We start from the raw sequence: 13,931 nt of genomic DNA, 5'->3' as shown, positions 1-13,931 counted from the left end.
TGAAGGCTCCTGACGTTGTGTCAGATCAGTCGGTGGGGCGGGCGGGCCGGGCGGCACCCGTGACATTTGTCCCGCCCGGCTGCGTACATCCGCCTCTGCCGCGCGCGGGCCGCGCGCTCCTAGCCTCGTGGGAGTTCGTACGCTGTGCTCTCGCACCGGCGCGGTGCGGGACCATCTGACCGGGGGACATTCCGACATGACGTGGTGGCTGAGAGTGAAGGGCCAGGTTGCCGCCTGGCAGGAGGCGCGGGCGCGCTGGCGCGAGGACATGGAGCGGTTCCGGGCGGCGCAGCGGGCGGCCCGGAAGAACGGCGAGACGCCCGCGGTGGACCATCCGGGCCCGCCGCCCACCGGGTTCACCCTGCTGCCCTGGCTGCTGATGGTCTCCGGCGCGGTGTCCGACGTGCTGCAGGGCAAGGCCGCCGAGCCGTGGCTCGGCGGCGCGGGCCTGCTCGCCTTCGGCGTCCTGTACGTCTACGTCACCTTCCGCACCTTCGACCGGAGCAAGCGCGAGGCGGTGCCCACCCGGGTGGCGCTCCTCCTGATGGCCCTGCTGACCACGGGGCTCGCACTCTGCTACGGCGGCAACTGGCTGACGCTGTTCCCGCTGCTCGGCCTCGCCACGGGCGCCACGCTGCGCGGCCCCTGGCTGGGCAAGGTGGGCCTCCTGCTGGCCGTGTACGCGGGCCTGATCTCCGCCTACCACGACGGCTCCGACGGGGTGAACATCGCGTACGCCACGTTCCTGTCCAGCATGGTGACCGCGGCGATCCTCGGCCTGTCCGAGGCCGTACGGGAGCTGCGCGCGGCCAGGGAGGAGCTGGCCCGGAACGCGGTGGAGGAAGAGCGGCTGCGGTTCTCCCGCGATCTGCACGATCTGCTCGGGCACACCCTGTCGGTGATCGTCGTGAAGTCGGAGGCGGCCCGGCGGCTGGCCCCGCGGAACATGGACGCCGCGCTGTCGCAGATCGGCGACATCGAGTCGGTGGGGCGGCAGGCCCTCACCGAGATCCGCGAGGCGGTGACCGGCTACCGCGAGGGCAGTCTGGCCACCGAGCTGACCCGGGCCCGCTCGGCGCTGTCGGCGGCCAGCGTGGAACCGGTGGTGCGTCAGTCGGGGACGCCGCTCACCCCGCAGACGGAGGCGCTGCTCGGCTGGGTGGTGCGCGAGGCGGTCACCAACGTGGTCCGGCACAGCGACGCCGGGCGCTGCGAGATCACGGTCGAGAGCAGCGCCGGGCTGGTCCGGCTCACCGTCACCGACGACGGCAGCGGTACGGCCGTCGCCCCGCCCCGGGAGTCCGGCGGCATCGGCGGGACCGGCCTGAAGGGGCTGACCGAGCGCCTCGCGGCGGCGGGCGGCTCCCTCCGGGCCGGCCCGTCGCCGCGCGGCGGCTTCACCGTGACCGCCGAACTCCCGGTGGAGCCGGCGGAAGTGCCGTCGTCCGGACCGGCCGGATCAGTGGGATCGGCTGGATAGCTGGATCAGCGGGATCGGCCGGATCGGCCGGATCGGCCGGATCGGCCGGATCGGCTACGGCGCCCAGGGCGAACTGACCGCCCATGTCACGTCGGCGGCCCAGGAGGCTGTGCTGTCCCAGGCGTTGGAGCCGCCGTCGCTCGCTATGTAGACGTTGTAGTCGTAGTGGCGCAGGTAGCGCGTCGGGTAGTTGTACGAGGCGAACGACGTGCCCGAGCCGTTCTTGCCGCTCTGCGGGCAGAACGTGGCGTCGGCCCTGAACTGGGCCGTGCCGTCCATGGGCTGCCGGGACAGCTTGAAGTCGAAGTGGCGCAGGAAGTCGCCGGGATAGTTCCGGGACTCGAAGGAGACGCAGGAGCCGTCCGCGAGGCCGCGGCGGACGATCCAGGTGGCGTCGTTCCTGTCGAGGGCGGAACTGCCCGACGTCACCGGGGAGATGACGGCCGCGTCGTTCTGGTGCCGGACGTAGTCGCCGGTGCAGCAGGAGGTCGTCGCGCGAAGGGAGATCTCGGAGCCGGGGTTCAGGGTGCCGGTGGTGCCGGTCGGGCCGCCGTAGCCGGCGGAGACGATGTTCGCCTGGACGGCGTCGTCGGCGGCGTCCGTCGGGATGCCGGAGGTCATGACGCCCTCGAAGAAGGAGCCGATGGAGCCGTTGCTGTTGTCCCCGCCGGTGCCGAGGACGATGGCGCCCTCCTGGTGCATCGGCGAGTAGCCGCTCCGGGTCGGCTCACCTCCGGAATAGGTGGTGGTCAGTCCGCCCGACTGCGCGTTGCCGTATTTCAGCGCGAAATGGTTCTGCCCGTTGTTCTTCAGCAGGGCCGTCACGAACGGGACGGGTCCGGTGCCGGTGTTCGCGGTGTTCCTGCTGTATCCGGCGTCGGACTGGAACAGCCCGTTCTCCAGGTCGGCCTGTACCCAGGGGCCCTTGCCGTAGCAGGGGGCGAACCAGCATTCGGTGCCGAAGTTGATGGCGTCCATGTGCCCGTTGCCGGTGTCCATGTTGTTGGTCTCGGCATTGCCGTAGTCGAAGCAGCAGCGGCCGTTGACGTGCGTGCCCGAGGTCACCATGTACATCCCCTCGGCCTGCCCGTTCACGGCCACGCCCGAGGTGGTGTTGTCCCGGTAGCCCATGCCGGCGGAGATCTCCAGGCCGTAGACCTGGTGGCCGCCGACGGTCACCGGCAGCGCGTCCGCGGGCGCGGCGACGTTGGCCGCGCCGGCGCCGCCGGCGCCCTCGACGGTGAGGTCGTTGTGGCGGGGGGACTGGTCGTGTATCTCGGTGATGACGCAGGTCGTGCCGGAGCAGAAGGAGTCCTGCGCGGCCGCGTCGGCGTACCCGCCGGCCGTCAGCGGACCGATGTTCCTGGTGGCTCCGTCGGAGGCGCGCCGCACCTGGTACAGGGGGCCGTCGTACGAGGAGTACAGCGCCCGCACGAGGCTGTGGGCGGCGACGCACGGGGTGCCCGCGGCGCCGTAGACGTCACAGGGCAGCGAACCCGCGGCGGCCGCGGGCGGGGCGCCGGCGCCGAGGAGCAGCCCGGCGAGGGTGGCGCAGACGGCGAGGAGGGAGAGCGCGGCGCTTCTCAGCGCGTGGGGGCGGAGCCTGAGCGGCGGGCGGGGGGCTATGGGGAACACGGGGCACCTCTGATCTCTGATCGAAATACCGGACAACGTTCGATCGAAATACCGAACTCCCTTCTTCGCCGAAATACCGAACGAATAGCGGGAAATTCAGAGGCGATTGTTTTGGCATCCTGAGTCCGCGTCAAGACCCGTGGAACGACGAGAACGAGCCGCTGGAATGGCTAGACTCGGGACGTGACCGACATCCGCGTGCTGCTCGCCGAGGACCAGGGCATGATGCGCGGCGCCCTGGCCCTGCTGCTCGGCATGGAGGACGACATCGAGGTGGTCGCCCAGGTCGGGCGGGGCGACGCGATCGTGGACGCCGTCCTGCTGCACCGCCCGGACGTCGCCCTGCTGGACATCGAACTCCCGGGCAGGAGTGGCCTGGACGCGGCGGAGGACCTGCGCACGCGGGCGCCCGACTGCCGGGTGCTGATCCTGACCACCTTCGGCCGGCCCGGCTACCTGCGCCGGGCCATGGAGGCGGGCGCCGCCGGCTTCCTCGTCAAGGACGGCCCGGTGGAGGAACTCGCCGCGTCGATCCGCCGCGTGCTCACCGGCGAGACCGTGGTGGACCCGGCCCTGGCCGCCGCCGCCCTCAGCGCCGGACCGAATCCGCTGACGGCCCGTGAACGCGAGGTGCTGGAGGCCTCGGTGGACGGCGCGACGGTCGCCGACATCGCGAGCCGCCTGCACCTGTCCGAGTCCACCGTCCGCAACTACCTCTCCTCGGCCATCGGCAAAACAGCCACCCGCAACCGCACGGAAGCGGTCCGGGAGGCCCGGCAGCGGGGGTGGCTGTGAACCGGCCCGAGGGCTACTTGGTCACCTCCGCCGACTTGTAGGTCGTGTCGCCGGGGGCCACGCACGCGAACCAGTTGGCCCCGGGGAAGCCGTACACCGACTTGATCTGCGCCTGCGTCAGATCATTAGGGGTGTTGTCGGGGAGCAAATTGCCCACGGTCGACCTGCCGTCCTTCCAGTGGCAGGTGACCTGCTTGGCCGACGTCGCGACCTGACCCACGACCAGGCGCGAAGGGCCTGAGTCCGCGGTCAGGGGAGCCGGGAAAGCCCGCAGGTCAGCGCCCTTGAGATGGGGCATCGCGACGGTGTCCCACGTGACCGTCCTGATCCCCTGCTGGTCGTAGTGGCTGGTGACGTAGTAGCTGGTCTTGCCGATGAGATCGGAGGGACTCCCCGTGCCGGCGGGGACGAGCCCCCATTCGGCCAGCGCCTTCACCTGCTTGACGGCCTCGGCCCGGTTGCGTGGCGGACCCCAGACCTTGATGCCCACGCCCCAGCCCTTGCCCTCGTACTTACCAACGGCAATGTGCGTGATCCACGGCTCGTACACATGCCGTTCCTCCACCGAGGCTCCTCTGCTGGCCTCGTCCGCGGTGTTGCGGCCCGGCAGCCCGGTCACCGCCAGCGTCGCCCCGGTCGACCCCGCCAGGACCACAGCCGTCGCCGCCACCACGGCCCAGCGCCGCGCCCTGCGGCGGCGGCCGCCCCGGACGACCGCGTCCACGGGGGCTATGCCGATCTCGACGTCCTCCGCGGCGTCCGCGAGGAGGAGGGCGATGTCCGTCTGCTTCATGTCGTGCCTGCTCTCCCTGTCCGCGCTCGTCACTTTCGCCCTCCCTGCGTCACCATGTCGGCCAAGCCCGGTATGGTGCGGAGTTTCGCGATCCCCTTGGCCGCGTTGCTCTTGACCGTGCCGACCGAACAGCCCATCGCCGCGGCCGCCTGGGTCTCCGTCAGGTCCTCCCAGTAGCGCAGGACCACCGCCTCGCGCTGCCGCGGGGGCAGCTGGGCGAGCGCGGTGAGCAGGGCGCTGCGGTCCTCGGCCTGGCCGATCACGTCGCCGGTGTCGGCCACCTCGTGCACCAGGCCGGAGTCGTCCTTCGGGGCCAGGAACTCCTTGAGCCTTCTTCTGTGCTTGCGCGCGTGCGCGTTGACCATCACGCGGCGTACGTAGGCGTCGGGATCGTCCGCCGAGCCGACCTTGCGCCAGGCCACGAAAGCCTGTTCGAGCGTCGTCTGGACCAGGTCCTCCGCGGCGTGCTGCTCCCCTGTGAGGAGAAACGCCGTACGCACCAGCCGCGGCCAGCGGCTGACCACAAAGCCCTGGAACTCCTCGCTCCGAGCCTGCTTCCGATCCCCCATGGGCACCTCCTAGATGTCAAAAGGAGTCCACGGACCCACCGGATCGTTGCCTCACTTCGCAGTCGTCTGCGAATTTTTTCGCGGGAGCCACGCCAGCATCAGGGCGGCTGCTGCCAGCAGCAGGATCGCGCTGGTGCGGAAGGCGAGGGCGTAGCCGTCGGTGAGGGACTCGGCGGCGCCGGTGTGGGCGTTGCGGCTCGTGCGGGCCGCCGCGATGGTGGACATGACCGCGAGGCCCAGGGAGCCGCCCATGGTGCGGGAGGTGTTGATGAGGCCGGAGACGAGTCCGGCCTCCTCGGGGGCCGCGCCGGAGGTGGCCAGGGAGGCGAGCGGGGTCGCGGCCAGGCCGGCGCCGAGCATCATGAGGATGCCGGGGATCATGATGGCGGTGACGTAGGCGCCGTGGGGGCTCATCGTGGACTGCCAGGCGAAGCCGGCCGCCGCGAGCAGGGTGCCCGACGTCGCCACGGTCCTGGCGCCCGCCACCCGCATCAGGCGCGGGGCCAGTTTGGAGCCGATGATGACGGACAGCGAGCTGGGCACCAGGGCGAACCCGGCCTCCAGCGGTGTGTAGCCGAGGACGTTCTGCGCGTAGAGGGTCATGAAGTACCACATGCAGAACATGGCCGAGCCGGACACCAGCATCGCCGCGTTCGCCGAGGCCACCGACCTGATCCGCAGCAGGCCCAGAGGCATCAGCGGTGCCGCGGTGCGGGATTCCACGAGCAGGAACAGGCCGAGCAGCGCGAGCCCGGCGAGCAGTGGTGCCAGCGTCGCCGCGGCGGTCCAGCCCTCGGCCTCGGTCTGCACGATGCCGTAGGCCAGGGTGGCCAGTCCCGCCGTCGCCAGCAGCGCGCCCGGGAGGTCGAGCCGGCGTCCGTCCCCGGCGCGGCTCTCCGTGAGCCAGAGCACGGAGCCGGCCAGCACGACCGCGCCGACCGGCACGTTGATCAGCAGCACCCACCGCCAGGACAGCACGTCCACCAGCACCCCGCCGACCAGTCCCCCGGCGGCCCCGCCGCCCGCGCCCACCGCGGTCCAGGTGGCGACGGCCCGCGCGCGGGCCGGGCCCTCCGGTACCGCCGCGGTCAGCAGCGTCAGCGTCGAGGGCGCCAGCACGGCCGCGCCGAGGCCCTGCACGGCCCGCGCCAGCAGCAGCTGCCAGCCCTCCTGGGCCAGGCCGCCGCCCAGCGACGCCAGCGTGAACAGGGCGAGGCCGACGAGGAACATGCGCTTGCGGCCGTACAGGTCGCCGGCCCGGCCGCCGAGGAGCATGAACCCGGCGAAGGCGATGGCGTACGCGTTCACCACCCACTGCAGGCCGGACGCGCTCAGCCCCAGGTCGGTCCGCATCGACGGCAGGGCGACGTTGACGACGGACACGTCGAGGACGACCAGGAACTGTCCGGCGCAGGCCAGGGCCACCACCAGCCAGGTGGGGGGTGTCGTACGACGGGATATGAGGGGTGAGGCGGGCGAGGTGTCGGCGGCTTCGAGCATGAGTGTCATGCTCTCAAGCCGGTTACGGTCCTTGCATCGGCATTTCGCCGGACGCGGTCCTGGGTCCGGGGTCGTACGACCGGACGCCCAGCGGTACGGCCGGGTCAGCGCCCGTCGCGGCGCCGGGCCAGCCCCGTCGCGGCGCCGGGTCAGCCCCCGTCCCGTACCGCCCGCAGCAGGGTCACCACCGCCGCGCCGCCCAGGCCGATGTTGTGGGCGAGGCCGACGCGGGCGCCCGGTACCTGCCGTTCCGCCGCGTCCCCGCGCAGCTGCCAGACCAGTTCGGCGGCCTGCGCCAGGCCCGTCGCGCCCAGCGGGTGACCCTTGGAGATCAGCCCGCCGGAGGAGTTCACCACCCACCGGCCGCCATACGTCGTCGCGCCCGACTCGACGAGCTTGCCGGACTCCCCCGGCGCGCACATGCCGAGCGCCTCGTACGTCAGCAGCTCGTTGACGGAGAAGCAGTCGTGCAGTTCGACGACGTCCACGTTCTCGATGCCGAGCCCCGCCCTCTCGTACGCCTGCCGGGCCGCCTCGCGGGACATGGGCTGTCCTACGACGTCGACGCACGAGCCGGAGGCGAAGGACTCCTCGGTGTCCGTGGCCATGGCCTGTCCGGCGATCTCGACGAGTCCGGTCAGGGCGCGCCGCTCGGCGAACCGCTCCGACACCACCACGGCCGCGGCCGCGCCGTCCGAGGTCGGCGAGCACTGGAGCTTGGTCAGCGGCCGGTGCACCGTGCGGGCGGCGAGGATGTCGTCGACGTCGTACACGTCCCGGAACTGGGCGTACGGGTTGTGCGCGGAGTGCCGGTGGTTCTTGGCGGCGACGGCGGCGAGCTGGGCCTCGGTGGTGCCGTACCGCTCCATGTGCTCACGGGCGGCGGCGCCGAAGATCTGGGCGGTCGGCGGGCTCGCCTCGAAGCCGTGCCGGGCGGCCATGACGCCGTAGTGCCGGGCGACGGGTGACGTGGCGAAGTCCCCGCCGTCGGCGCCTCCGCCCAGCGCGCCCTTCTTCATCTTCTCGAAGCCGAGGGCGAGCACGCAGTCGGCGGCGCCGCCCTCGACGAGCTGCCGGGCCAGCATGAGCGCGGTCGCGCCAGTGGCGCAGTTGTTGTTGACGTTGTAGACGGGGACGCCGGTCAGCCCGAGTTCGTAGGCGGCGCGCTGGCCGGCGGTGGAGGGCTGGAAGCAGTAGCCGACAGGAACCTGTTCCACCTCGGTGTAGGAGATCCCGGCGTCCGCGAGCGCCCTGCCGCCCGCTTCCCGCACCATGTCCCAGTATTGCCACTGGCGGGTCTCGGGCTTCTCGAACCTGGTCATCCCGACACCGGCGACGTAAGCCTTCATGGCGCGCAGAGTAGAACGTGTTCCACAAAGTGACCAGCCCCTGACGAGTGGTCAGAAACCCATGAACCGGTCAAGAATCCGTTAGAGGCCCGAAGCAACGGAATAGTTGCCTGTGCATACGAGGTTTACCCAGCACTTATCGACGCGGGAGGCCTCACACCATGACGGACACGACGACCGAACAGCCCACCCGGGCGGTGAACGGGGCCGTGGTCCCCGTGCTCGCCTTCGCGGGCATCGTGGTCGCGGTGATGCAGACGCTGCTCGTGCCGGTCATCAAGGACCTGCCGCAGCTGCTCGACGCCAGCCCCAGCAACGCCAGCTGGGTCCTGACCTCCACCCTGCTGTCGGGGGCCGTCGCCACCCCGATCATGGGCCGGCTCGGCGACCTGTACGGCAAGCGCCGGATGCTGATAGCCAGCCTCGCCGTGATGGTCGTGGGCGCCGTGATCAGCGCGCTCACCAGCGACCTGCTCACCATGATCGTGGGCCGCACCCTCCAGGGCTTCGCGATGGGAGCCATCCCGCTCGGCATCAGCCTGATGCGGGACATGCTGCCGCGCGAGAAGCTCGGCTCGGCGATGGCCCTGATGAGCTCCTCCATCGGCGTCGGCGGCGGCCTCGCCCTGCCCGCCGCGGCCCTGGTCGCCCAGCACGCCGACTGGCACGCCCTGTACTACGGCGCCGCCGGTCTCGGCGTCGTCTCCATCGCCCTCACCCTCCTCGTCGTACCGGAGTCCCCGATGCGCGCCGAGGGCACGTTCGACGTGCTCGGGGCGCTCGGCCTGTCCACCGGTCTCGTCCTCTTCCTGCTGCCGATCAGCAAGGGCAGCGACTGGGGCTGGACCTCCGCCACCACGCTCGGCCTGTTCGCCGCCTCCGCGGTCGTCCTCGTCCTGTGGGGCGTGCTGGAGCTGCGCCTGAAGGCCCCGCTGATCGACCTGCGCACCACCGCGCGTCCCGCCGTGCTCTTCACCAACCTCGCCTCGATCATGGTCGGCGTCGCGTTCTTCGTCGTCTCGCTGGTCCTGCCGCAGCTGCTCCAGCTGCCGACGGCCACCGGGTACGGCCTCGGGCAGTCCATGGTCGTCTCCGGGCTGCTCGTCGCGCCCCTCGGCCTGACGATGATGTTCACCGCGCCGGTCTACGCGCGGCTGTCCGCCAAGTACGGCCCCAAGATCACCCTGATCCTCGGCCTGATCATCATCGCGATCGGCTACGGCGCCGGGCTCGGCCTGATGAGCGCGGCCTGGCAGAGCCTCGTCATCTCGATGATCCTCGGCGCCGGCATCGGCCTCGCCTACTCCTCGCTGCCCGCGCTGATCATCGGTGCGGTGCCAGCCTCGGAGACCGGTGCGGCCAACGGCCTCAACACGCTGATGCGGTCCATCGGTACGTCCGTCTCCAGCGCCGTCGTCGGGATGGTGCTGGCCAACACGGGCCAGAACGTGGGCGGGATCGAGATCCCCACGATGCACGGGTTCCGGGTGTCGTTCCTCATCGCGACCGCCGCGGTGGCGGCGGGGCTGCTGCTCGCCCTGTTCCTGCCGAAGTCCTCGCGGCCCAGTCAGCAGCACACGCAGCTGCGGGCCAGCAGCGAGGAGGAGGCCGGGATCGAGCGCGCCGAGGCGGCGCTGCGGGGGTTCCGGGGGCGGGTCCTGGACGCCGGGGGTGCGCCGGTGGCGCGGGCCAAGGTGACGTTGATCGACCGGCGGGGGCGGCAGGCGGGGGCGACGGTGTCGGGGGCCGACGGGAGTTACTCCGTGGCTGTGCCGGCGGAGGGGGCCTACGTGTTGGCCGCGAAGGCCTCCGGCCATGGGCCGCTTGCCTCCGCCGCTGTTCACTCCGGTGAGGAGAGGGCGGTTGACCTCGACCTTTCCCTGCCGGGGGAGGCTGTGAGCGCCTGAGGGGGTGCCGGGTTCTGTTGGTGCGCGGGTGCCGGTCCGTCGTGGTTTCTCGCGCCCACGCGGCGGAGCCGCATATCGGCACAGCCCCGCGCCCCTTCGGGGGCGCTTCCCCTGCCCCCTGTCGATAAGTGACCCGCGAGTAGGGCAGCATGGGCGGTCGTTGGCTCGTACTACCGGAAGGTCCTGCCATGTCCACCGTGCCCAAGCCCGAAGTTGTGGCGGCCTTTGAGGCGGCCAAGGGGTTCATGCCTGTGGATGAGGGGCTGGCGTTGTATGCGGTCGCGGTGGAGGCGGGGGGGCTGGGGCTGCCGTTGCTGGAGGTGGGGACGTACTGCGGGCGGTCCACGGTGTTGCTCGCCGATGCCGCCCGGCAGTCCGGGGTGAGTGTGCTGACCGTGGACCACCACCGGGGCAGCGAGGAGCAGCAGCCCGGGTGGGAGTACCACGACCCGGAGACCGTCGACCCCGAGGTCGGCCTCATGGACACGCTGCCCACGTTCCGGCGCACGCTGTTCCGGGCCGGGCTGGAGGAGCACGTGGTCGCGCTGGTCGGGCGGTCCCCGCGGATCGCGTCGATCTGGAACTCCCCGCTCGGCCTGGTCTTCGTCGACGGCGGGCACACTGACGAGCACGCGAGTGCCGACTACGAGGGCTGGGCGCCGCACGTCGCCGAGGGCGGGTTCCTCGCCATCCACGACGTCTTCCCGCACCCCGAGGACGAGTTCACCGGCCAGGCGCCGTACCGGATCTACCTCCGCGCCCTGGAATCGGGCGCCTTCACCGAGGTCTCGGCCACCGGTTCGCTCCGCGTGCTGCGGCGAACCGGCACGGGGATCTGAGCGGCCCGGTTAGAGTCGCTGGCGTGTCGTACGTAGGTCCTGACTTCGATCCCCCGCGGCCGCGCCGGACGCGCCGTGCCCCGCTGACCGTGGCGCTGGCCGCGCTGGTGCCCGGCGCGCTGCTGGGATGGGTGGTGTACGACGCGGTGGGCGGGGGCTCCGGGGGCGGCTCGGGGCAGGCGGGTCCCGTCGCGTCGTCCGCCTCCTCGGCTCCCTCCGCGGCCGTGTCGTCCTCGCCGTCGGACGCCGCACGGTCCGCCTCACCTTCCTCCTCGGAGGACGGCAAGGGGCCGGCGGCGACGCAGAGCGACGGCGTGCCCGCCGGGTCCGGGTCGCTCAAGGGCAAGGTCGTCGTCATCGATCCGGGGCACAACCCGGGCAACTTCCGGCACACGTCCGAGATCAACCGCCAGGTGGATATCGGGACGAACTCGAAGGAATGCGACACGACCGGCACGTCCACCAACGCCGGTTACGCGGAGGCCCGGTTCACCCTCGACGTCGCCCACCGGCTGCGCGCGATCCTGCAGAAGGAGGGCGCCACGGTGAAGCTGACCCATGACGACGGCAGCCCCGCCTGGGGTCCCTGTGTCAACGAGCGGGCCCGGATCGGCAACACCGCGCGCGCGGACGCCGCCATCTCCATCCACGCCGACGGCTCGGCGCCCGGCAACCGCGGCTTCCACGTCATCATGCCCGGCTCGGTGCACGCCGGTGCCGCGGACACCCGGGCGATCGTCGGCCCCTCCCGCGAACTCGGTGAGCGCATCGCCGGCGACTTCGTCCGCGTGACGGGCGAGCCGCCCTCCAACTACCTCGGCGGCGGTACCGGTCTTGTCACGCGTACGGACCTGGGCGGTCTCAATCTGTCAACAGTTCCCAAGGTGTTCATCGAGTGCGGCAACATGCGGGATAGCAAGGACGCGGCACTGTTGACCAGCGGCGCCTGGCGGCAGAAGGCGGCGCAAGGGATCTCTGAGGGAATCGTGAGTTTCCTGCGCGAGTCGTGACCGAGGGGCGGAACCGGCCGGACAGCCGGATCACGCTGACGATAGTGTCTACCGACGACGAGACGACCTACGAAGGACCTGAAGTGAATATCCGCTCCCTCACTAGAGGCGACGGCGTGGTGATCGGGGCAGCGGTATTGCTGTTCATCGCGTCGTTCTTCGACAACTACTCATACGACGGCGACGGCGACGTCAGCATGCCGAACCTCTGGGAGAGCGGACCGGTCCTGCTCAGCGTCGTCCTGGCAGGGATCATCGGCGCCGCGCTCCTCATCGTGAGCCGCTCCCAGCCGCAGCCCCGCAAGGTGGCCGGCCTGGACCTCGGGCAGTTCGGCGCCGCCTTCATGGTGTTCGCCGCGCTGAGCGCCCTCGGCAACGTCATCGACCCCTCTGGCGGCGCGAACAACATCGGCAACACGAGCAGCGACGGCCCGGACGCCGGTACCGGCCTGATCCTCGCCCTCATCGCCACGCTGCTCATGGCCGCCGCCGCCCTCGGCACGCCGCTGGCGCCCGCCCTCCAGGCCCCCCTGGTCCCCGCGGCCAAGCCCGGCGCCCCGCAGCCCTACGGCGCCCAGCCGGCCGGTGGTTACGGCTACCCGGGTGCCCAGCCGCAGCCGTACGGCGCCCAGCCGCAGGCGGGTCAGCCGTTCGGGCAGCAGCCGGCGCCCGCGCAGCAGGCCGCCGCTCCCGCTCCGGCGCCGCAGGCGGCCTCCGGTGACGGGGACTTCTCGCCGTTCTGGTTCGCCGTGCCGGTGACCCGGCCGCTGTTCGGGGAGGACGGCGCGCCGACCCCGATCGCCGAACTGGCCCCGGGAACCTGGTACCTGGCCGTCGAGCAGCGCGGCGCCCAGCTGATCGCGCAGACCCAGGACGGCCGTCGCGGCGTCCTGCAGGACACCTCCGGCATCCAGCGCGGCTGATCCGGACGACCGTCGCACGCGGCCCCCCGCCCTTCCGGGCGGGGGGCCGTTGTCGTACAGTCGCCTGCGCGGCAACAGGAACTGACGATACGTCAGGAGATGGTGGCATGCGGCTCGGTCTGGCACTCGGGTACTGGGGGCGCGGCCCCGATCCGCAGCACGTGGCGCTGGCCCGGGAGGCGGAGCGGCTCGGCTACGACTCGGTGTGGACGGCGGAGTCGTGGGGGTCGGACGTCTTCACGCCCCTGACCTGGATCGCCGCGCAGACCTCAAGGATCAAGCTGGGTACGGCGGTCGCGCAGATGGCGGCCCGGTCGCCGACGGCCACGGCGATGCACGCGCTCACCCTGGACCACCTCTCCGGCGGCCGCGTGCTACTGGGGCTCGGGCTGTCGGGTCCGCAGGTGGTGGAGGGCTGGTACGGCCGGCCGTTCCCGGCGTCGCCGCTGACCGCGACCCGGGAGTACGTGGACGTCGTACGGCAGGTGCTGCGGCGCGAGGGGCCGGTGGAGTGCGGCGGGCGATTCCATCCGCTGCCGTACCGGGGCGCGGACGGCACCGGACTGGGCCGGCCGCTGAAGCCGATCACCCATCCGCTGCGGCCCGAACTGCCCGTGCTGCTGGGTGCGGAGGGGCCCAAGAACGTGGCGCAGACCGCCCGGATCGCCGACGGCTGGCTGCCGCTGTACTGGGCGCCGAGCCGGCCCGAGGTGTACGGGGACGTGGTGCGCGCGTTGCCCGAGGGGTTCCTGGTGGCTCCGCTGGCCCGGGTGAAGGTGTGTGCCGACGTGGCCGAGGGGCTGCTGCCCGTGAAGGCCATGCTCGGCTTCTACATCGGCGGAATGGGACACGCGGCCCGGAACTTCCACGCCGACCTGATGGCACGCATGGGGTACGCGGAAGAGGCCCGGCGGATACAGGAGTTGTTCCTCGCCGGGCGCCGGGAGGAGGCGGTGCTGGCCGTGCCGGACGCCTTCGCCGACGAGATCTCCCTGGTCGGCCCGCGCGAACGCATCGCCGAACGGCTGGAGTTGTGGCGCAAGGGCCCGGTGACGGACCTGCTCGCCCTGTCACCGGACCCGCACACGCTCCGGGTGCTGGCGGAGCTGAACTCCTAGGCCCGCCGAACTC

General features: G+C 71.7%; 12 protein-coding genes. 7 read left to right on the top strand and 5 right to left on the bottom strand.

Annotation, left to right across the window (positions count from 1 at the left end; genetic code table 11):
• Nucleotides 1–196 precede the first annotated feature (196 nt).
• A complete protein-coding gene (locus tag DBP14_RS25420) occupies nt 197–1,480 on the top strand; it encodes a sensor histidine kinase (protein ID WP_129309431.1) in 1,284 nt (427 codons plus the stop codon).
• A 54-nt stretch (nt 1,481–1,534) separates the two neighbouring features.
• On the opposite strand, the gene DBP14_RS25415 is transcribed toward DBP14_RS25420, so the two are convergent.
• The gene (locus DBP14_RS25415) at nt 1,535–3,106 is read right to left on the bottom strand and encodes an alpha-L-arabinofuranosidase B (RefSeq protein WP_129312089.1); all 1,572 of its coding nucleotides are present in this window, start codon (nt 3,104–3,106) and stop codon (nt 1,535–1,537) included.
• A gap of 192 nt (nt 3,107–3,298) precedes the next feature.
• On the opposite strand from DBP14_RS25415, the gene DBP14_RS25410 reads away from it, so the two are divergent.
• The gene (locus tag DBP14_RS25410) at nt 3,299–3,910 is read left to right on the top strand and encodes a response regulator transcription factor (protein ID WP_129309430.1); all 612 of its coding nucleotides are present in this window, start codon (nt 3,299–3,301) and stop codon (nt 3,908–3,910) included.
• Nucleotides 3,911–3,923: 13 nt separating this feature from the next.
• Here the strand turns inward: DBP14_RS25410 and DBP14_RS25405 are convergent, their stop codons facing one another.
• The 4 genes from DBP14_RS25405 to DBP14_RS25390 form a co-directional block, all read right to left on the bottom strand.
• Nucleotides 3,924–4,703 (bottom strand): hypothetical protein, encoded by a 780-nt coding sequence (locus DBP14_RS25405; protein ID WP_241741035.1) that lies wholly within the window; start codon nt 4,701–4,703, stop codon nt 3,924–3,926.
• Nucleotides 4,704–4,732: 29 nt separating this feature from the next.
• Complete coding sequence (locus DBP14_RS25400) at nt 4,733–5,272, bottom strand: SigE family RNA polymerase sigma factor (RefSeq protein WP_129309428.1); 540 nt, start codon at nt 5,270–5,272, stop codon at nt 4,733–4,735.
• Nucleotides 5,273–5,323: 51 nt separating this feature from the next.
• Nucleotides 5,324–6,772, bottom strand: coding sequence for an MFS transporter (locus DBP14_RS25395; RefSeq protein WP_164992405.1), 1,449 nt, complete (start codon nt 6,770–6,772; stop codon nt 5,324–5,326).
• A gap of 149 nt (nt 6,773–6,921) precedes the next feature.
• Nucleotides 6,922–8,121 (bottom strand): lipid-transfer protein, encoded by a 1,200-nt coding sequence (locus DBP14_RS25390; RefSeq protein ID WP_129309426.1) that lies wholly within the window; start codon nt 8,119–8,121, stop codon nt 6,922–6,924.
• 161 nt (nt 8,122–8,282) lie between these two features.
• Between DBP14_RS25390 and DBP14_RS25385 the strand changes: the two genes are divergently transcribed.
• From DBP14_RS25385 to DBP14_RS25365, 5 genes are all read left to right on the top strand, one after another.
• Complete coding sequence (locus DBP14_RS25385) at nt 8,283–10,028, top strand: MFS transporter (protein ID WP_129309425.1); 1,746 nt, start codon at nt 8,283–8,285, stop codon at nt 10,026–10,028.
• A 188-nt stretch (nt 10,029–10,216) separates the two neighbouring features.
• Nucleotides 10,217–10,867: a class I SAM-dependent methyltransferase gene (locus DBP14_RS25380; protein WP_129309424.1), complete on the top strand. Its 651-nt coding sequence runs from the start codon at nt 10,217–10,219 to the stop codon at nt 10,865–10,867.
• Nucleotides 10,868–10,890: 23 nt separating this feature from the next.
• Nucleotides 10,891–11,877: an N-acetylmuramoyl-L-alanine amidase gene (locus DBP14_RS25375; protein ID WP_129309423.1), complete on the top strand. Its 987-nt coding sequence runs from the start codon at nt 10,891–10,893 to the stop codon at nt 11,875–11,877.
• An 83-nt stretch (nt 11,878–11,960) separates the two neighbouring features.
• Nucleotides 11,961–12,800 (top strand): DUF5336 domain-containing protein, encoded by an 840-nt coding sequence (locus tag DBP14_RS25370; RefSeq protein WP_129312088.1) that lies wholly within the window; start codon nt 11,961–11,963, stop codon nt 12,798–12,800.
• A 107-nt stretch (nt 12,801–12,907) separates the two neighbouring features.
• Nucleotides 12,908–13,918 carry an LLM class F420-dependent oxidoreductase gene (locus DBP14_RS25365; protein WP_129309422.1) on the top strand — a complete coding sequence of 337 codons (1,011 nt, stop codon included), beginning with the start codon at nt 12,908–12,910 and terminating at the stop codon, nt 13,916–13,918.
• Nucleotides 13,919–13,931: the final 13 nt, after the last annotated feature.

Origin of the sequence: Streptomyces sp. L2, from assembly GCF_004124325.1 — a bacterium.
In the GTDB taxonomy this organism is placed as follows: domain Bacteria; phylum Actinomycetota; class Actinomycetes; order Streptomycetales; family Streptomycetaceae; genus Streptomyces.
The sequence above is the reverse complement of the archived record's forward strand: the minus strand, read 5'-3'. Positions and strand labels throughout refer to the sequence as shown.